General features: G+C 74.8%; 14 protein-coding genes and 1 pseudogene. 3 read left to right on the top strand and 12 right to left on the bottom strand.

Features of this window, described 5'->3' with window-relative positions:
- From Sdi02f_RS10910 to Sdi02f_RS10865, 10 genes and pseudogenes are all read right to left on the bottom strand, one after another.
- Complete coding sequence (locus Sdi02f_RS10910) at positions 1–942, bottom strand: AAA family ATPase (RefSeq protein WP_234353127.1); 942 nt, start codon at positions 940–942, stop codon at positions 1–3.
- Positions 939–1,478: a CU044_2847 family protein gene (locus tag Sdi02f_RS10905; RefSeq protein ID WP_108933284.1), complete on the bottom strand. Its 540-nt coding sequence runs from the start codon at positions 1,476–1,478 to the stop codon at positions 939–941. The genes Sdi02f_RS10910 and Sdi02f_RS10905 overlap by 4 nt, the downstream gene beginning before the upstream one ends.
- Positions 1,479–1,610: 132 nt before the next feature.
- Complete coding sequence (fxsT, locus tag Sdi02f_RS10900; RefSeq protein WP_108933161.1) at positions 1,611–4,634, bottom strand: FxSxx-COOH system tetratricopeptide repeat protein; 3,024 nt, start codon at positions 4,632–4,634, stop codon at positions 1,611–1,613.
- A 128-nt stretch (positions 4,635–4,762) separates the two neighbouring features.
- Complete coding sequence (locus tag Sdi02f_RS10895; protein ID WP_108933160.1) at positions 4,763–6,292, bottom strand: aKG-HExxH-type peptide beta-hydroxylase; 1,530 nt, start codon at positions 6,290–6,292, stop codon at positions 4,763–4,765.
- A gap of 572 nt (positions 6,293–6,864) precedes the next feature.
- Positions 6,865–8,064: pseudogene (locus Sdi02f_RS36370) on the bottom strand (FxsB family cyclophane-forming radical SAM/SPASM peptide maturase); the annotation flags it as partial.
- A gap of 164 nt (positions 8,065–8,228) precedes the next feature.
- Positions 8,229–8,423, bottom strand: coding sequence for an FxSxx-COOH cyclophane-containing RiPP peptide (gene fxsA / locus Sdi02f_RS10885; protein ID WP_030400616.1), 195 nt, complete (start codon positions 8,421–8,423; stop codon positions 8,229–8,231).
- Between the two features lie 90 nt (positions 8,424–8,513).
- Positions 8,514–11,891, bottom strand: a complete 3,378-nt coding sequence (locus Sdi02f_RS10880; protein WP_438363742.1) for an SAV_2336 N-terminal domain-related protein — start codon at positions 11,889–11,891, stop codon at positions 8,514–8,516.
- A gap of 4 nt (positions 11,892–11,895) precedes the next feature.
- Positions 11,896–12,918 (bottom strand): AAA family ATPase, encoded by a 1,023-nt coding sequence (locus Sdi02f_RS10875; protein WP_030400618.1) that lies wholly within the window; start codon positions 12,916–12,918, stop codon positions 11,896–11,898.
- A 169-nt stretch (positions 12,919–13,087) separates the two neighbouring features.
- The gene (locus tag Sdi02f_RS10870; protein ID WP_108933158.1) at positions 13,088–15,232 is read right to left on the bottom strand and encodes a VMAP-C domain-containing protein; all 2,145 of its coding nucleotides are present in this window, start codon (positions 15,230–15,232) and stop codon (positions 13,088–13,090) included.
- Positions 15,229–15,693, bottom strand: coding sequence for a CU044_2847 family protein (locus Sdi02f_RS10865; protein WP_030400620.1), 465 nt, complete (start codon positions 15,691–15,693; stop codon positions 15,229–15,231). The genes Sdi02f_RS10870 and Sdi02f_RS10865 overlap by 4 nt, the downstream gene beginning before the upstream one ends.
- Before the next feature lie 179 nt (positions 15,694–15,872).
- On the opposite strand from Sdi02f_RS10865, the gene Sdi02f_RS10860 reads away from it, so the two are divergent.
- The 3 genes from Sdi02f_RS10860 to Sdi02f_RS10850 all read left to right on the top strand — a co-directional run bounded on the left by Sdi02f_RS10860 (position 15,873) and on the right by Sdi02f_RS10850 (position 18,507).
- A complete protein-coding gene (locus tag Sdi02f_RS10860) occupies positions 15,873–16,055 on the top strand; it encodes a DUF6104 family protein (protein WP_014176503.1) in 183 nt (60 codons plus the stop codon).
- 417 nt (positions 16,056–16,472) lie between these two features.
- Positions 16,473–17,423 carry a DUF4097 family beta strand repeat-containing protein gene (locus Sdi02f_RS10855; RefSeq protein WP_159107647.1) on the top strand — a complete coding sequence of 317 codons (951 nt, stop codon included), beginning with the start codon at positions 16,473–16,475 and terminating at the stop codon, positions 17,421–17,423.
- A 1-nt stretch (position 17,424) separates the two neighbouring features.
- Positions 17,425–18,507, top strand: coding sequence for a PadR family transcriptional regulator (locus tag Sdi02f_RS10850; protein ID WP_108933156.1), 1,083 nt, complete (start codon positions 17,425–17,427; stop codon positions 18,505–18,507).
- A gap of 64 nt (positions 18,508–18,571) precedes the next feature.
- Here Sdi02f_RS10850 and Sdi02f_RS10845 read toward each other — a convergent pair whose 3' ends face one another.
- Together Sdi02f_RS10845 and Sdi02f_RS10840 are read right to left on the bottom strand one after the other, a co-directional pair.
- On the bottom strand, positions 18,572–19,138 hold the full coding sequence (locus Sdi02f_RS10845) for a Clp protease N-terminal domain-containing protein (protein WP_053637516.1): 567 nt from the start codon (positions 19,136–19,138) through the stop codon (positions 18,572–18,574).
- On the bottom strand, positions 19,138–19,347 hold the full coding sequence (locus Sdi02f_RS10840) for a helix-turn-helix domain-containing protein (RefSeq protein WP_030400624.1): 210 nt from the start codon (positions 19,345–19,347) through the stop codon (positions 19,138–19,140). The genes Sdi02f_RS10845 and Sdi02f_RS10840 overlap by 1 nt, the downstream gene beginning before the upstream one ends.
- Positions 19,348–19,355: the final 8 nt, after the last annotated feature.

Here is a 19,355-nt window from a genome sequence, read left to right as displayed (position 1 = left end):
TCAGTCCTCGAAGAGATCCTGGAGGCGGGCCTCGTCGTCGGGCCCCCAGTCGAAGGCGTCGCCCTGCACCGCTTCCGGGCGCCGGTGCCGCAGGGCCATCGGCAGGACCCGCCGCAGGTGCCCGGGGGCCACTCGGTCCGCGCCTTCGAGGGCCGCCAGGGCCCGTGCCGCCAGTACGGCCACGATCTCCCCGCGCTGGCCCACCGCCTCGCTCCGTTCCGCGGCCCGGGCGCACAGCTCCAGGATGTGCTCGGGGACGCCGACGTCGCCGACCCGGCGCCGGGCGGCCGTCAGCCGCTCCCGGGTGCGCGCGTCGTCCCGACGGGCTGCCGCCAGCCACGCGGAGTCCTCGCGTCCGAGTTCCTCCTCGAAGTCGAGCACGGTGCGCAGCAGCAGGTGCCGGGCGGTCGCGTCCAGCGTCTCGGCGGTGACCATCAGGCCGAAGCGGTCGAGCAGTTGGGGGCGCAGCCCGCCCTCTTCGGGATTCATGGTGCCGACCAGCCCGAACGAGAGGTACTTGGCGGTGTCCAGCCCCTCGCGCTGCACGGACAGGACGCCGGTGGCGGCGACGTCCAGGATGATGTCGACGAGGTGGTCGTCGAGGAGGTTGACCTCGTCGACGTAGAGCAGCCCCTTGTCCGCCGCGTCCTCCAGCAGCCCGGGTTGCGGCCGGGGCTCGCCGCGCAGGAGCGCGTCCAGGTCCCAGCCGCCGACGACGCGGTCGTCGGTGGCGTTGATGGGCAGGGTGACCGGCAGCGCGTCGTGCGCCATCAGGGCGAAGGCCCGTACGAGGGTCGACTTGGCGGTGCCGCGCGGTCCCGCCATGAGCACACCGCCGATGCGGGGGACGACGTGGTGGAGCTCCAGCGCCAGTTTCAGCTCGTCCTGGGCCACGACGCGGGAGTACGGCAGGATGCGCGGGCCCGGCAGGGCGCGGTTCACGAACCGGCCCCGTCGGCCGTGCCGGTCCCGTGGTCGTCGGGGGCGGGGGCGGGGTGGGGCGTGGGCACGGGGGCCGGGTGCGGGCCTGGCGCGGGAGCCGGGGCCGGGTGCGGGGCCGGGGCGGGAGCCGGGGCCGGGTGCGGGGCCGGGGCGGGAGCCGGGGCCGGGTGCGGGGCCGGGGCGGTCTGCCAGCGGAGCGTGATCTGGAGCTGGGCCTCGGCCCCGCTCTTGACGAGGGTCGCCACCCCGGCGTCGATCTTGATGGCGAGCTGCATCTCGATCTCGTCCGGCCGCAGCCCCTCCTGGAGCTCGCCGAAGCGCCGTACGGCCTGGGCGGCACACCTGCGGGCGAGGTCCAGCCCGTCGGTGTAGACGTCCCGCGCCACCCGGACGACCCGCTGCCCGGCGCCGTCGCGGGTCTCCTCGTCGCCGTAGACGAGGCCGAGGCCGTCGACGGCGGACGGGTCGACCTGCGCGTCGACCTCGACCGCTATGGGCCCGTCCGCGCCCTCCGGCACGGGTCCCAATAGGATCACCACACGCTCCCCCCCGGCCCAACTCGTTTGTGTTACAGGTGTGTTGAGTGGACCCGTGTTCTTCCCCGGGGCGCGGGGGGTTATGCGCCCCGGGGCAACGAACGTGACCGACCGGTCTCGTCCTCCGCGCCGTCAGGTGGTCTGGGGCTCGAAGTCCCAGTACGGGCGGTTGCGGGACCGGGCGGAGACGGTGTGCGTGTGCTTGCTGCCCAGTGTCGCGTCGAGGTCGGACAGTGCCTCCTGCTCGACCTTTTCCGCCTGCCGTCGGTCCCGCAGGCCCCGCAGGTCCGCCGCGTACGCGATACGGGTCGACAGCGTGAGCGGGTGTGTGCGCCCCAGCGACTCGATGGCCCTCGACACGGTGTTCCGGCTGAGCTCGGCGGCGCCCTCGATGTCGCCCACCAGGTTCCGCAGCGCGGAGGCGTTCAGGGCGCACCCGAGCGTCCAGGGGTGGCTCTCGCCGACGGCCTGCGTCATCTCGGCCAGGGCCTGTTCGACGAGGACGTGCCCGTGTTCCCGTTCACCGACGTTGCGCAGGATCAGGGCCTGGTTGGCGCGGGACCCGGCGATGAACGGGTGCCCCTCGGGAAGCATCATCTCGTAACGGGCGACGACTGCCTCGCTGAGCTCGCGTGCCTGGTCGATGTCGCCGTGTTCGCGGGCGTAGCAGCTCTGGCCCGTCGCGAAGATCAGCGTGAGCGGATGGGTCTCGCCCAGGACGCGTTCACCGCGCTCCAGAACGCTGCTGAGCATCGCCCCCGGCTCCTCGCCGTGCGGGGCCCGCTCGCCGAGGCGGTACCGGCACAGCGCCAGGTTGTACTCGGCCTTGAGGGTCTGCGGGTTGTCCGGGCCCATCACGATGCGGTTCTCACGCACGTTCTTCGCCTGGAGGGACTCGGCGTCGGCGTAGCGGCCCAGCAGGCGGAGATCGATGGCGTACGTGATCTCGGAGCTGAGCGCCCACGGGTGGCGGGCGCGAAGCAGTTGGCGACGCGCCTCCATGGTTTTCCGGTCGGTTTCCAGCGTTTCCTCGTAGCGGCCGAGCAGGCGCAGGGAGACGCCCAGGTTGTTCTGCGCGTTCAGCGTCCTGGAGTCCTGGTCGCCCAGGAGTTCGCGGTAGGCCGCCAGCACCCACTGGGAGAGTTCCAGGGCCTCGTCGTAGCGGGCCAGGCCGCGCAGGTCGCCGCCCAGGCCCGCGGCGGCGCGCAGGTGGTCCAGGTCCTGCGGTCCGCGCTCCTCCCTGAGGTGTTCGACCGCGTCGCGGCTGAGGGACTCGGTGCGGGCGTAGTCGCCCATGGCGCGCAGCAGGTTGGTGTAGTGGTAGGTCAGCTCCCAGATCCGCGCGTGGGTCGGGCCGAGCAGGCGGCGCCAGGCGGTGAGGGCGCGCTCGCCGAGCTTGATGCCGGCCCGGTACTCGCCGGAGAAGTACATGTAGCGCAGGCAGTTCAGGACCATGCGCTGGACCTTCGGGTCCTTGCTCTTGAGGACGTCCGCGTACTTCAGGTGCGGCACGATCTCGGCGTAGCCGGGCCACAGCCGGGTCTCGGTCGGCCGGCCCGGGTCGGCCGCGGCGAGGGCCCGGCGTACGACGTCGATGAACTCGCGGCGGTCGGTGTCCGGCATGTCCTTGTGCACGATCTGGTGGACCATGCGGTGCAGGTAGAGCGACTCCCCCGCGGACACCGGTTCGTCCAGGGACGCCTCGTGGGACTCCAGCCGGACCACCGAGTAGGTGCGGAGCTGGTTGATCGCCTTGTTCCACAGCAGTGGGTCGTTGAGCAGTCCGGCGAGCTGCTCGGGCAACTCGTCGACGGGCATCTCCTTCAGCAGGCGCACGGGGATGAACCCCGGCGCGAAGAAGGTGCACAGGCGCAGCAGGTCGACGGACTCCGGGACGGTCTCGCGGAGTTTGTTCAGCAGTATCGACCAGGCGGTCTGGAAGGCCAGCGGGAAGTCCGCCGACACCTTCACCACGTCGCTGTCGATGCCGCCCTCCAGCAGGGCGATGTACGCGTCGACCGACAGGTCGGAGTCGTTCAGCCAGCCCGCCGTCTGGTCGAGCAGCAGCGGCAGGTCGCCCAGCGCCTCGGCCAGTTGGTCGGCCTCCGCCTCGGACAGGCGGGGGGCGCGCCGGCGGATGAACGCGACCGACTCCTCACGGGGATAGACCCGCACTTCGAGCAGCTTGCTGTTGTGCTCGCTCCACTCGGGGTTGCGCGAGGTGACGATGACGTGTCCGGGGCCGGTCGGCAGCAGGTCCCAGATCTGGTCCGGCTCGTCCGCCCCGTCCAGGACCAGCAGCCACCTGGAGTACGGCTCCCCGCGGCGGAGCGCGTCGCGTACGGCACGCAGCCGCTCGCCGTACTCCTGACCGGTCCGCAGGTTCAGTTTCGGGGCCAGCTCGGCCAGTTGCCGACGGTAGGTGACGCGCTTCTCCGCGTTCACCCACCAGACCACGTCGTACTCCGAGCCGAACCGGTGCGCGTACTCGGCGGCGAACTGGGTCTTGCCCACCCCGGACATGCCGTGCAGGGTCAGCACGCCGGCGCCGGGCTCGGCGCTCTGGAGGAGGTGGTAGGCCTCGTTGAACAGCGGTTCGCGGCCGGTGAAGCGGGTGTTGCGCCGGGGCACCACGCCCCACACGTCCGGCATCGCCGCGGGGAAGCGCGGGCCGCGCCGCGACTCCGCCGGGGTCTCGGCGGGCGCCTCGGGCGGCAGGTCGAGCCGGTCCAGCAGCCGGCGCTCCGCCTCCTCGGCGCCCATGTTGGTCAGCGCGACCGGGGCCAGGACGGCCGCGGCGGCCGGAACCGCGGCCGTGGTGACCGACACGGCCGCGAACCGGGACGGGTCGGGGGCGACGACCTCGCGCAGGGCAGCGTTCCACTCCTCGTGGGTGCGCGGGCCGAGCTGGAAGTACCACTCGCTGACGATGATGAGGACCCGGCCCTCGGCGAGCGTCAGGTCGCGCAGCAGGTCCACCAGCGGGACATCGGCCGGGGAGTCCCAGCGCAGCGGCACCACCCGTACCCCACGCCGCTCCAGCCGGTCCCCGATCCAGGCCGCCCAGGCCCGGTTGAAGCCTGCGAAATGGATCGTGACCGTCTGCCTGGCGGTCCCCCTCTCGGCCGTCTCGGCCGGCTTGCGAGCTCCAGACATGCAGTGGCCTCCAGCACGTAGTACCGCAAAATCCTAGGACCCCGGAGCGCCGCGCGTAAGTCCGCCGACCGACGGCAACACCCCCTGTACGGACGATCTTTCCGTACCCGGCCGCCGTGCGTGGGCATTCATCCGTTAGAGGGCGGGAGCGCGGAGCCGTGACGCTGGTTCCACAGTGCGCGCGCGGAGGCCACGTACGCCTGCGCGCGGGCGACGTGGCCCCTGGGGGCGGGGTGGTCGGCCATCCGGTCGTGGGCGGCGGCCATTTCGTCGACGAACCGGCGTCCTCGCACGGTGAGGTCGGGCGAGCCGACCAGGGCGGGCAGGGCGGCCCCGACCTGGGCGCGGTAGCGCGCGTGCTGGGCCCACGCCCAGTCCCGGTCCGGCAGCCCGCCGACGAGGGCCCGGCGCTGGTAGAACGCGGCCATCGCGAGGTGGGAGTACGTGCCCTGGAGCAGGCCGTCGTAGGGCCGGGGATCGGTGCGCCAGGGTGCGAAGTACCGCGCCGCGGGGCCGGCCCGGTGCAGGGTCACCAGGTCGCCGAGGGCGGCGAGTTTGGCGTGCTGCAGTTCGTGGACGAGGGTGGCGGCGAGGGTCACGGAGTCGGGCGGGGTGCTGCTGAGGAGGCCGCCGAAGGCCTCCCGGCGCGTGGCGCTGCAACTGCCGCGGCCGGTGCCGACGTCGGGCGGCGTCTCCAGCGGGACCAGGCAGCGCAGCAGGGTCCCCGCTTCGGCGAGGCGCTGGGCGCCGCCCGAGCGGAGGGCGAGGGCCGTGCCGGACCAGGCCTGGAGCCACCGTTTGCGTTCCGCGTCGTCGAGCGCGAGCGGGGTGCGCAGGTTGCCGTGGCGGGGGCCGGGGGGAAGTTCGCGGTACGGGTCGAGGTCGTCGAGCGGCAGGGGCGGTGCGGCCGGGGTGAGGCCGGGCAGCGCGTGGGCGGGCGTCCAGGCGAGGGACCCGGACCAGGCGCCGGCGCCGCTCTCCAGGTGGACGGTCACGTCGGGGGCGTCGGCCTGACGCAGGACCAGCCGGCCGTCGGCGCAGGTGACGTCGACGGGTACGTCGCCGGACCGTGCCGTGTGCAGGGCGCCGAGCGACGGGAGGGCGAGGACTCCGGCGCGGGCGGTGAGCCGGGTGCTGAAGGAGATGCCCGCCCCGGCGGCGACCACCGCGGCGATCGCGCCGAAGTGCGCGAGGTCCCGCCGCAGCCGCAGCCCCCGCTCGCCCTCCGCCGGTCCGGGAGCGGCGTCGAGGCCGCGCAGGCAGGAGCGCGCCCAGGGTCCGGTGAGCGGGTGGAAGAGCCGGGCACGCGCCGGGTTGGCGAACGACGCGGGGGCTTGGGCGCTCCCTGCGCCGGGCAGGGCACGGCCGTCGCGGTCGCTGCGCGTGGCCGCGTGGCCGCGCCGGTGGCCCGGGTCCGGCGTCGCGTCCGCCGCCGGCATCCGGTCCGCCTCGGTCAGCAGCGCCCAGTCCTCGCGCAGCCTCGCCTTCTGCGCGGTGGTGCAGACGGACCGTTCGGCCGCCTCGGCCGCGTCGAGCACGGCTCGCAGCAGCAGCAGCCGCCGTGTGTCCTGGTCGCGGACGAGGAGCGCCAGGGTGTCGGGCCCGCCCTCGGTCCGGGCGAGTTCGAGAAGGGCCTGCTCGGGAACGACTGGGAACATCACGTGGCGCCCTCTCCGATCGGAACCGTCCCGGCGGCGCCCGAACCGTTGGCGACCGGCCAGACCGCGACCACGCCGCCCGAGCCGGGCCCGGCAGAACCACCGGCGCCGGCCAAGGCCGCTCCGACGGCGCCCGTCCCGGCCGACGCCGCCCCGACGGCAGCCGGCCCCGCCGACGCCGCGCCGGTGACAGCCGGTTCGCCCGGCGCCGGGCCAACGGCGATCGGTGCGGCCGACGTTGGACCGGCCGCTGTCGGCCCGGCCTGCGCCGAGCCGGTCGCGGACGGACTGGGCGTTCCCGTCACCGACGGGCCGGTCGCGGACCGGTGGCCCGAAGTCGCCCCAGCCGAAGTCGCCCCAGCCGAGGACGGGCGCGTCGCGGACGGACCGGCCGCAGGTTGCCTGCCCACCGCCGGACCGGCCACCGACGGCCCGGCGTCCGGCGGGTCGGCGTCCGGCGGTCCGGCGTCCGGCGGTCCGGCCGCGGCCGGACCTGTCACAGGCTGCCCGTTCCCAGCCGGCCCGCCCACAGCCGGTCCGTCCAAAGCCGGTCCGCCCAAAGCCGGTCCGCCGGACGCCGGCCCACCCGTCGCCGCGGCCAGCCGCGAGGCCACGTGGCGGATGAAGCGCTGGAGGTCCGCGCAGTACACGGACGGGTTCCGGAAGCCGTGCCCGGCACGGTAGCGGTGGGCGTAGTGGCCGCCTCCGCAGACCCGCAGCAGCGGGCAGGCCCGGCACTGGTCCGCGAGCGACGCGGCGCCCGCCTGCCGGGCGGCCACGCCGGGGTGTCGCAGCGCTTCGTCGAACGTGTGGCGGAACACGTCGAGGCCGGTCCGCGCGGCGCCGGGGTAGGCCGACTTGAGGGAGTCGACCTGCTCGATCGACCCGTCGGTCTCCACCACGACCGCGTCGAACGGCGCGAGCCCCAGCGCCTCGGTGGCCGCGGGCATCCCCAGCAGGAGCGCCACGCACTCCTCGAAGAGCCGTACCCGCACCTCGCGCCGCCCGGCCGCCCACCAGCGGTCGAAGACGGCGCACAGCCAGTCGCCGTACCGGACGCCGGTCCGGCCCGGCGGCGGCGCGGACCAGTTGCCGTGCGGCAGCAGCAGGTCCAGCGCGGGCGGACGCAGGCCGAGCAGCGACTCGTACGTCTCGACCGGGTCCAGCGTCGGGTCGACGACGGTCAGCAGACCCGCGTACGCCTCCGGGAAGCGCTCCGCGACCAGGCGGGCCCCCCGTGCCGCGGCGGGCCAGGACGGGCGCCCCACGTGGTCCACCCGCCGTCGGTTGTGGGCGGCGGTGCCTCCGTCGAGGCTGATGCCGACGCGGATGCCGGCGTCGGCCAGTACGGCGAGGCGTTCCGCGGTGAGCAGGGTGGCATTGGTCTGCACGGTGGCGTGAACCTGACATCCCGACGAGACCAGTTCCCGCACCCTCCCGGCGACCGCGGCGAGGGGACCGGCTCCGGCGAGCAGCGGTTCGCCCCCGTGCAGAACCAGGGCGAGGTCACGCAGCGCGTGCCGAGCGGCGTGCTCGGCGATGCGGTGGGCGGTGCGCTCCAGGACGGCGGCGGAAGCGGCGGCGGGCCGCTCGCGCCAGCTGCTGTCCGGGCCCTCGTAGAGGTAGCAGTACGTGCACGCCAGGTTGCAGCGGCCGTGCATCTTGACGATGAACTGGCGGAAGGGAAAGGGGCCTTCAGGACCGCTCCGCCGGCCGGGAACGACGGGAGCCGGACCGCCCTTGGCCTGTTCCGACACCTCAGCACCCCCCATGCCGTAACGGTCCGGCCGGTGTCGCCGCGAGCCGGCGCCACGGCGGCGTGCCGTACGGAGCCGCATTCCCGGCGCGGCGGGTGCCCGAAACTCGACGCGGCGAAAGTTGTCCTGTTCACATGACTTCCCGAGCCGAGCCGAGCCGGGACGGCCGCGGCCACCGGTCAGAAGGAGTTGTCGAAGCCCCACAGCATCTCGGTCGGCTCCGCGGCCCGCGCCCTCAGCTCCCCCAGCACCTCGCTGAGCACCGGATGCTCGATGGTGCCCAGTTCCGCGAGGTCCAGTTCCAGCAGGTCCGGCAGGGGTTCTTCGGCGCCCGGAGGCGCCTGCTCGGCCCCGGCCTCGTCCTGTATGCCCATTCCCCGTTCCCCTCGTTCCTCTCGTTCCTCTCCGCGCTCCGCTGCTCCGCTGCCCGGCGGACCCGTCGCCCGGTCCTCCGGCGTCCGGCCTCATTCCAGGTCAGCGAGCCGCTGCGCCGTCTGCCGCGCGGTCGGTTCCCCCGTGGCCAGCCGGTCCTCCGGCAACCGGTCCCACTGTGCCCGCGCCGCCGCGTAGGCGTCCCGGGCCGCGCGGGGCCGGCCGGCCGCCTCGAAGGACATACCCCGCCAGTGGTGCGCCTGTGCGGCCAGCTCCACGGCTTCTTGGCGCCGACGCTCGGTTTCGGCCTCCTCCTCCGCCCGGCGGGCCGACTCGGCGGCCGCCCGGAAGGCGTCGACCGCCACGTCCAGACGTGCCGCGCGGCCCAGGCTCTGGAACGCCTCGAACTGGGCCTGCCCCAGCTCCAGCCGGCAGCGCGCCGCCAGCAACGGGGTCTCCGCGTCGGCCGCGGCGAGCCCGAAGAGATGCTCCGCCTCCCTGAGGTCGACCACCTCGCCGCGCGCCTGGTAGCGGAGCATGAGCGCCTGTCCGAGGAGCAGCAGCCGGTGGGCGACCCGCCGGCTGCCCGCCGGGGTCTCCATCCGGCAGTCCCGCAGCACCCGGATCGCACGGGACAAGTGGTCCTGCTGCCGGTGCGCGGGTTCCAGCGTGGCCAGCCGCAGCAGGACGCTCCCCCACTCGGCGAGCACGTCCGCGTGCGCGGGCGCGTCCCGGGACATCCAGTGCGCCGCCTGTGCGAAACGGTCGGAGGCCCGGTGCAGTTCGGCCGGGTCCCCGGACTCGCCGTAGCGTGCCACGGCCACCCGGCCGGCGCGCACCAGCGACGCCGCGCGCTGTGCCTGCTCGCGGACGTGGCCGAGGGCCTCGTCGGTCCGGGCCTGGGCCTCGTCCAGCGGGCCGCCCGCCGAGAGCAGCGCGTCGACCAGGTCGAGCAGCATCCGGACCCGGTCGCGGACGGACTCGGCGGTGTCCTGTGCCGGGGCGGACCGCAGCCCCCGGCGCAGCGACCGCGCCGACTGCTCCGCGTACAGCCGGGCCTGGACCGGGTCCGCGGTCACCTCCGACAGGCGCAGCAGGGTGCGGCCGTGGGCCAGCAGCAGTGCGGAGGGGCGCTCGCTCCGGTCGGGCCAGGCGTCGGCGAACGCCTCCAGCATGCCGGCGGCGCTCTGCAGGAGGGCGCTGTCGCCGCCCAGGCGCCACTGGGTCTCCAGGGAGGCGACGCGTTCCAGGGTGAGCCGCAGCGCCTCCTCCTCGTCCAGGCCGGGTGCCGCGCAGGCGACCGCGTACTCCCGGTCGGCGCGGCGCAGCAGGTCGAGCGCGCCGGACCGGTCTCCGCGCCGTCGCGCGTCGGTGGCTCCGGCGTGCAGCACGCGCGCGAGGACGGCGCGCTCGCGCAGGGCGTGCGGAGGCGCGGCGGCCCGTTCGGCGGCCCGGGTGGCCTCCTGGAGCAGTGCGGCACCGCCCTGCACCTCCCACAGCCGCAGCGTGCAGCGCGCGTACTCGCCCCACAGCTCGGGGTCGGCCCCGGCCGGCCGTTCCTGCTCGGTCGCGCCGCGCAGCACCTGCACGGCGTCGATGAGGTCCTGGACCATGCCCTCGCCGTCGAACCGGGAGAGCAGGGCACGCGCCCGGACGACCGCCCGGTGCGTGGGCCGCTCCGCGGTGAGCTGCGGGCCGGTCCGGCCGTCGTACGTCGCGAACTGATCGGGCAACGGCATGAACCGCTCCAGGATCCGGGCGGCGACCTCCGCGAAGGGCTGCGGGACGTGGGCGGCTCCGTCGTCGCCCCCGTTCTCGCCCGGGTACCCGGGTTCGGCGGTGCCGGAGGCGTGCGGGTGCGGGCGGCCGGGGCCGCCGTCGCCGAGCTGGGCCAGCGCGAGCGCCGGGAAGTTGGGGCCGCCCTTGCCGAAGTGCTGCTCGATGTACTCCGAGCAGTGCTTGAGGACCAGCATGGCCTCGTCCCGTCCGAGCCGGGACAGCAGGGCCTCGCGCACCTCGGGGTCGATCTCGTACCACTGGGAGCCGTCCTCGCCGTGGTCCGCGCGGGCCCGGGTGACCAGGCCGCCGACCAGTACCTCGGCGAGTTCGGAGGGGCCGGATCCGGGCAGCATGGTCCGCTGGACCAACTGCATCACCGGGAGGCACAGCGGGGTCGCCGCGAGGTAGACGGCCAGGCGGGCGGCGGCCGGTGAGGCCCCGGCGCTGAACCGGCTGACCCGTTCCAGCGGCGTGCGGCGGCGGTCGGGACGGGCCACCGGGGCAGCCGGCTGGTCGGCGCGCACCCAGCCGACGGCGCCGGGGACCGGTCCGGCGCCGGACAGCAGGCGCGCCCACGATCCGAGGGCCACCGGCTCCGGCGGCAGGACGGGTACGGCCAGCGCGCCCCTGCGGGGCTCGGCGGCGGTGCCGGAGGCCGTGCGCACCCGCAGCACGGCGCCGCCCCCCAGGGTGTCACCGCGCGACAGACCGCCGAAGGTGACGGGCAGCCGGGTGCGGTTCCACATGCGCTGCGGCAGCGGCTGGAGCACGGCGACGGGGCCCTGCCGGGACAGGTGGTGGAGCAGCCGGTGGGCGTGGCCGCTGTGCCACAGCGGGCCGGCGCAGTCGCTGACCAGGACGACGATCCGGCGTCCGGTCGGATCGCTGAGCCGGTCGGCGGCGTGCAGCGGCGCACCGTGCGGGTCGGCGCTGCGGCTGACGGCCGGACCCCCGTCCGGCCCCTGGTGCAGATGGCTGACCTGGACGTCCGAGAAGGCGCCCAGCCGGCCGAAGACCTGGGCCAGTTCGGCGAAGAGCCGGCCCCACACGCGCATCGAGGAGGAGGCGTCCAGGACCAGTTGCAGCCGGGCGTCGCGGCGGGACAGGTACCGGCGGACGGGCAGGATCAGCCCGCCCGCCCGGGCGCTCAGCTCCGCGGTGCCGACCTCGTCGAGCACGGAGCGCAGCGGTGTGGCCGGGCTCCGGTAGCCCTGCAAGGGGCGCAGGGAACGCTGGAGTTCGAGCGGCGCGGGCAGGACGGGGGCGGCCGGCACCCCCACCGGCAGCGCGCGGGCGCGGCCGGTTCCGGGCGCACCGGGCCCGTCGCCGGGGGGCAGGGGGTAGAGGGCCACGCGTCGGGCGGCCGGGGTGTCGGGCTGCTCGGACTCGGGCGGCCGGGTCTCGTTCCGCGGCAGGGGCACGGGCCTGGCGGGTGGCCGGACCACCGGCGGCGCGAGGCGGGGGTCCGGCTCGGGCGGAGCGTCCGTGGCGTCGGCGGACCCGGTCCACCGGGCCAGCCAGAGCGCGTCGCAGAGCTGCTCGGCGTCCGGGTCCAGGCCGATCTCCCGCAGCTTCAGGACGAGTCGGGCGAGCGGGTCGTCGGCGGGCACGGCCGCGCGCCCCGCCCCGGAACCGCCGTCGCCGGGGGTGCCGTCGTGGCCGGGACCGTGGCGCGCCGTCTCGTCGGGCATCGCGTCACCTCGGGCGATCGAGCCGCTGGATGAGCAGGTCGGCCAGGCGGTCGCGGCTGGGCGTGGCGGCGGCGTCGGTGAGGTAGATCGCGTTGAGCAGCTGGTCCGTCGCCAGCAGCTCGCTGCGGGACCGCTCCAGGAACCGGGTGACGAGGTCGTCGCCCGCGCGTGCCGCCTCGTCGCCCAGGTGGGCCCGTACGAAGGTGGCGAGCCGGTTGTGGTCGGGGCGGCCCAGCTCCAGGTGGATGCAGCGCCGCATCAGCGGGGCCGGGAAGTCGCGTTCGCCGTTGCTGGTGAGCACCACGAACGGGAAGGCCCGGCAGCGCACGCGGCCGTCGCGCACCGGCACCTTCACGCCGTCCGCGGTGAGCACCTCGGCCGTGCGGTCGGGCAGCCGGTCCGCGATGCGTTCCAGCTCGGGGATGGCGAACTCGCCCTCCTCCAGGACGTTCAGCAGGTCGTTGGGCAGGTCGATGTCGCTCTTGTCCAGCTCGTCGATGAGCAGGACGCGCGGCTTGTCGGAGGGCAGCAGGGCGGTGCCGAGGGGGCCGAGCCGGATGTAGCCGCCGATCCCGTCGACCGCGCCCGGCGCCCCGGATCCGGGGCCGTGGTCCGCCTGCGCGGCGATCTGCACGTCCTGCAGACGCGCGATGGCGTCGTAGTGGTACAGGCCGTCTTGGAGTTCGGAGCGGCTGACGATGGACCAGCGCAGTACGTTGCCCAGGCCGAGTTCGTACGCCACCGAGTGGGCCAGGGTGCTCTTGCCCGCGCCGGGGCTGCCGGTGACGAGGAGCGGCCGGCGCAGGTACAGCGCGGCGTTGATCATCTCGAGTTCCTCGGCGCCCGGCCGGTGCAGTTCGGCCAGGTGCCGGTGGGCACCGAGCCTGCGGTCCTCGGAGCCGTCGCCCGAGCCCGCCGCGTCCCGGCTGGTGAAGTCCCGCCACGGCGGCGGGTCGGGAAGCCGGTCGATGCCGTCGTGGGGTTCGCCGGCGCCCCGGTAGATGAGCCACTCACTGGATTCGGTCATGATCCAATCCTCGTCGTCACTCGTCCGGGGGGCGCTGTCGTCGTGGGGCGTCCATCACGGTATCGATCCTGAACGGGACTGGTAAGAGGCACATCACCCAACGGGTCTCTCGGCCAAGGGACTTGAAACACCGGGGCGCGCGGTCGGCGGCGGCACGCGCGGGCCGCGCTCACGGTGCCTCCAGCAGGTCGCCCGCGCCGGGAAGGGGCTGGTGCGGATCGTCGTACAGCAGCGCTATGCCGTGGGCCCAGAAGGTCTCGGGCCGTCCCGAGCGCAGTCTCGAGCGCAGGTCGTGCACGGCCTCCGGCAGCCGGTGGGCGCCGGCCGGGCCCGCGATCTGGTCCAGGGTGCCGCGGTGGAACTCACCGCAGACGGCCTCCGGCAGCCCGTGCCGGCGGCGCCACAGCGCCACACCGAACCCGCCGCGCACGAGCCGGGCGAGCCCGTCCGTGCCGCCCTCGTGGCCGTGACCGTCGAAGCGGCACAGCACCGGGACCGTGCCGTGCGACAGGCCCCGCAACTCCTCCACGGGCGGCACCGGTTTGCGCAGGCCGTCGTCGCAGTCGAGGACCGCGGCCGTCACCGGGTGGGCGTGCAGCCAGCGCCAGCGGGCCCGGCGTTCCTCGTCGACGTCCAGCCGGCGGTCACCGCCCACGACGGCAGCCGGGCTCCCGCCGCCCTCCCTCTTCTCGCCGTACGGGTCGTACGGGCCGTACTCGCCGTCCTCCATGAGCTGGTCGCGGTCGGTGCAGCGCAGGACGACCGGGCGCTGCGTACCGAGTCGCTCGTCCTCGGGGCCGAGCCGCCATTCGTCCACGTCGAGGGCGAGCAGCGAGTGCTCCGTCGCCACCTGCAGGACCGCGGGCCGGCCCGGCGTGTCGCACTGGCGGAACGCCTCCTTGAGGGGCGCGGACAGATGGGCGGGGAGGTCGGCCAGCGGGACTCGCTGAACCTCCTCGATGCGTTTCGCCTCTCCGTCGGAGCGCACGACGAAGACCGACCAGTCGCAGTGGTCCGGCTCCCAGCCCCGCCGCACGATCTCGACCAGCACGGACGACCGGCCGGTCGCCGCCCCCGCCCGGCCGCCGGCGCCGCCCACCGGGGCGGGCGGGCGCGCCGCCATCCTGGTCCTCCGCCGTTCGAGGAGGGCACTGCGGCGACCGGGGCCGAGCCGCTGGGCGGCCTGCCACACCCCGGCCCACAGGGCCTCCTCGGCGGCCGGCGTACTGGTCGCCAGGAACGGCCGGTCGGCGGTCATGACGTGCACCGCGTAGTCGAGCACCAGGTAGAGGGCGCCGTCGTCGAGCGCGTACTCGTACAGGGCACCCAGTCCGTCGCGCCAGCCGCGCGGGGCGGGCAGCGGAGCCGGCGCCTCGAAGTCCGGCAGGGAACCGAGGAGGTCCAGCAGGGAGCGGGTGCTGGCCGGCGGCGGCAGGTCCGCGAGCCGGCCGAGCAACTGGACGCGCTCGTCGGGGCTCAGCGTCTGACCGGGCCGGGCACCGAGCTGGTTCTGCACGTCGGCCCAGGTGTGACGGCGCGCGTCCGGGTGGCGCTGCCGGTCGCGGTGGTAGCGGTCGTGGGCGTGCACCACCGCCTGGTAGAGGTCGTCCGCCTCCGCCTTCAGCTCCCCGGCGGGCACCGGCAGCGTCCGCAGTTGTTCGAGCCCGGTGGAGGTGCCCCCGCGCGCGTGGTCGGAACGCGACTTCAGTACGCCGATGACCTCGCCGCGCTCCGGATCGATCACGGGGCCGCCGGAGACGCCGTCCGGCAGGTCGTTGTTGCCGAGCCGCATCTGGACGTCCGTGGTCCAGCCGCCGATGGTGCCCTCCACGGTCAGGGTGCCGTCGAGCATCCTCAGGTGCCCGTCGACCACTGTCCAGCCCGCGTACAGGACCGTGCCCTCGCCGAAGTAGGCCGCCGGGCGCTCGGAGAGGTACACGCACTCGTGGTCGACCGGCTCGCTCAGCCGCACCAGCGCGAGGTCGGGGGCGGGCCAGCCGCCGGGCACGGATCCGGCGCCCTCGGGAAGGGCCGCCGCCACGTGGCCCGGCACCGCGGACATGCCGCGGCCCGGTGCGGGCTCGTACACCACCACGACCTCGCCCCCCTCACCGCCGCATGCCACGTGTGCGCAGGTCAGAACCCAGCTCGGCGCGACGAAGTACCCGCTGCCGAGGAACGTCCCGGGTTCGTCGAGGGCATACCCGGCGTCCGGCCGATGAATGCGGACGGTCGCCGCCATGACGAGGCCACGCAGCGCACGGCGGGCCGCGTCCCGGGCCCCCGGTGCGCCGGGGGCGCGTCCGTGCGTCATGCCCCGCTCCCGGAAGCGGCGTCGCCCCTCCCGCCGTGCTCCGGGGCGCGGGCGGACGCGTCCGCGGTGGCGTCGGGGGGCTCACCTCCCGGGGCGCCGGGCGCGGGCGGGTCGGGCGGCCCGCCGTTCCAGGTGAGGGTGACCGTGATGCCCGCCTTGGTCTCGCCGTCGGCGAGGAGCCCCACGACCTTGCCGGCCTTGGCCGTCAGCTCGATGCCGAACTGGACGCTCACCTCGTCCGGCCGCACCGCGCGCAACGGTGCCGCCAGTGAGCGCGCGACCCCGGTGACGAGCGCGTTCAGACTCTCCACGCCCGTTTCGAGCCGGTCGGTGAAACCGGTGTCTCGGTACGAGAGCTGCCCGGACGGCGCCGGCGGCTCCGCCGTGCCCGAGATCCGGGCCCACACCGGTGTCCCGTCCGGCAGCACGATGCGCGTGACGCGCGTCGCTTCCTGTCCCATGCGATTCCCCCGTCCCCGCGCCCCCTCGACGGCCCCGGAAGGGCTTGCCTCGTGGGCGCCTATCCTTGTGCTGTCTTCTCACAACTGACGAAAAGACCTCATCTCTCCACCCCGCAGGCACAGGTTTCTTCCCGCACGGGAGACTCTCAACCCTGCGAAGACCCGACGGAGCACGATCCATGTACTTCACCGACCGCGGCATCGAGGAGCTGGAGAAGCGGCGCGGCGAGGAGGAGATCACCTTCGAGTGGCTCGCCGAGCAGCTGCGCACGTTCGTCGACCTCAACCCGGACTTCGAGGTACCGGTGGAGCGCCTGGCCACCTGGCTGGCACGGCTGGACGACGAGGACGAGGACGAGTAGGGACACCGCCGGACGCGCAGGGGCACGCCCGCGCCGGGAGCGCGCGCGGCCCTCGGACAACGCCGCGGACTCCGGAGGGCGCCGCGGTCTCGGGACGGTGAGCGGCAGGCGGGTCACCGGGGCCAGGCACCGGCCACGGGGCGGGCACCGGCCACGGGGCGGCGCCCGCCTTGTCGCGCCCGGGTGCCTGAGCGGGTGAGCGGGTGAGCGGGTGAGCGGGTGAGCGGGTGAGCGGGTGAGCGGGTGAGCGGGTGAGGGGCAGGATCTTCTGCGTCGCTTCACGGACAAATCCGAGCAAGGTGTCCCACTCTGTGACTCCCTGACCACCGGAACGGGTGTCTTGACTTTCCGTGTCCGCGATATATCGTGAATCGAGTAGGACGCGATAGTGCGCGTTGCCTCGAGGAGGTCGTCACCATGTCCGAGTGGTCCGTCGCGGAGCCCAGGAAGCTCACCTTCGACGAGTCGGTGGACCGGCTCCACGTCCGCGTGGTCGGTGGAACGGTGAACGTGGTGGGTACGGACGAAGGTTCCGCCCGCCTGGAGATCTCCGAGATCGAGGGACCACCTCTGCTCGTGACCCACCGGGACGGCGTGCTCACGGTGGCGTACGAGGACCTGCCCTGGAAGGGCTTCCTCAAGTGGCTCGACCGCAAGGGCTGGCGCCGCAGCGCGGTGGTCTCCCTGGCGGTGCCGGCCGGCACCCGCGTGGAGGTGGGCGCGGTCAGCGCCGCTGCCGTGATCTCCGGCATCGAGGGGCCCGCCGAGGTGAAGGGCGTCTCCGGGGACACCACCCTGGTGGGTCTCGCGGGCCCCGTCCGCGCGGACACCGTCTCGGGGAACGTGGAGGCCCAGGCCCTCACCGGCGACCTGCGGTTCAACTCCGTCTCCGGCGATCTGACCGTGGTGGAGGCGGGCTCCTCCGTCCGGGCGGACTCCGTGGGCGGATCGATGATCGTCGACCTGGACCCGGCCGGCGGGCCCACCGACGTCAGCCTGAACAGCGTCTCGGGCGAGATCGCCATCCGGCTGCCCCAGCCCGCCGACGCCCGGGTCGAGGCGAACACCGCCAGCGGCACGGTCAGCAGCGCCTTCGAGGACCTCCGGGTGGGCGGCCAGTGGGGGGCCAAGCGCATCACCGGGCGGCTCGGCGCGGGCAGCGGACGGCTGAGGGCCACCACGGTCTCGGGCTCGATCGCCCTGCTCCGCCGTCCGGCGACGGAGGAGACGCCGTGGGAGCGGGAGCCGGAGGAACCCGGTCCGGCGGGCGACGCACGGGACGACTCGGGGGGCCATTCCGCTTCCGTCCGGGACCAGGGCGCCACCGGTGCCCCTTCCGAAGGCACGACCGACAAGAAGGTGCTCTGACATGCCCCCCGTCTTCGCCCACGGCCGACTCCGCCTCTACCTCCTCAAGCTCCTGGACGAGGCCCCGCGCCACGGCTACGAGGTGATCCGGCTCCTCGAAGAGCGCTTCCAGGGCCTGTACGCCCCGTCCGCGGGCACGGTGTACCCGCGCCTGGCCAAGCTGGAGGCGGAGGGCCTGGTCACCCACACCACCGAGGGCGGCCGGAAGGTGTACGCGATCACGGACGCCGGCCGGGCCGAGCTGGCCGACCGCAGCGGGGAGCTGGCCGACCTGGAGCTGGAGATCCGCGAGTCGGTCGCCGAGCTGGCCGCCGAGATCCGGGCCGACGTACGGGGTGCGGCCGGTGACCTGCGGCGCGAGATGCGGGCCGCGGCCACCGCTGCCCGCCGGGGCACGGACTCCGGGGCGTCCGACGCGTCCGACGCGTACGGCGACTCGGCGGACGGCGCCGGGGACACCGGCGAGAAGGAGGCGTGGCGTGCCGCCAAGGAGGAGATGCGGCGGGTCAAGCAGGAGTGGAAGGAGCAGGCCCGCCGCGCCAAGGACGAGAGCCGCCGCGCCCGTGACGAGGCGCAGCGGGCCCGGCGCCAGGCCAAGGAGGCCCAGGAGCGGGCCCGGGCCCAGGCCCAGGAGGAGGTGCAGCGCATCGCCCAGCGCGTGCAGGAGCAGGTGCAGACCCACTTCTCGCGGGGCGACTGGCCGACGGGGCTGCGCGAGGGCCTGAGCGAACTGGCCAAGGAGGTCGGCGACTTCGGGAAGGAGTTCGGCAAGGACTGGGGCTTCGGCCGCAGCGACGCCGCGAGCACCACCCCGCGGTCCGAGCACTCCCCCGGCGTCGAGTACTCCGTCACGCGGGAGGACTTCCCCGCCGAATACGCTCCGAGCTGGGCCCACGAGGACGCCGCGGACTCCACCGGCGACCCGGCCCGCGACCTGGACCGGCTGCTCGACCGCTTCCGGGACGACATCCGCGACGCTGCCCGGGACCACGGCGTGACGGCCGACCAGTTGCGCGACTCCCGCCGCCGCCTGTCGGAGGCAGCGGCGCACATCGGGGCGATCCTGCGGGCGCCGAAGCACTGAGCCGGGCACGGCAGGCACGGCGCCCCCACTCCCGCGGGGGCGCCGTGCGCCGGTGACGTGGGGGTCAGGCGCAGGCCTGCCCGGTTCCGTCGCCCAGCACCCGGGTCAGCGACGCGTGGGTCACGCCGTGGCCGGCGAGCACCTCGGCCGGCACACCGGGGCGCAGGGCCAGGGCGAGGAGGAGATGCTCGTCCCCGATGTGCCGGTCGCGTCGGGCGACGGCGACGCGCAGCGCCTTCTCCAGGACCTCCTTGGCCCCCCGGCCGAAACCCCGGTGCCCGCTCCAGCGGCGCCCGCGCGGCCGGTCGCCGGCCGACAGGGCACCGACGCCGTGGACCTCCTCCACCCGGGCGACGATCTCGGAGACGTCGATCCCCAGCCCGGCGAGGGCCTCCGTCTCGGACCGCGACAGACCGGCACGGCGCCGCGCCTCCCGCAGCTCCTGCCGTACGACGTCCCGGTGCTCGCCGACACCGAGGGCCGCCAGTGCGAACGAGGCGCGGCTGCCCTCCCGGTCCAGCAGGGCGAGCAGCAGGTGCTCGGGCTCGACGGTTCCCGCCCGCGCTTGTTCGGCGTGCTCGACGGCCCCCTGCACGACCGCCCGGGCGTCCTTCGTGAATCGCTCGAACATCAATGCCTCCCGTACTTCTTGTGCACGGCCTGCCTGCTGACCCCGAGCTCCGTGGCGATCTCCTGCCACGACCACCCTCGTTGGCGTGCGCTGCGCACCTGCACCGCCTCCAGCTGCTCCACCAGCTTTCGCAGGGCGGCGACGGCCCGCAGCCCGACCCGGGGATCGCGGTCACCCGCACGCGTGGCGAGATCCGTTGCTTCGCTCATGCTGTCAA

It is taken from the genome of Streptomyces ardesiacus (assembly GCF_003112575.1).
GTDB classification, from domain to species: Bacteria; Actinomycetota; Actinomycetes; order Streptomycetales; family Streptomycetaceae; genus Streptomyces; species Streptomyces ardesiacus.
Note: the sequence above shows the minus strand (reverse complement) of the source record. Positions and strands in the feature narration are given on the sequence as shown.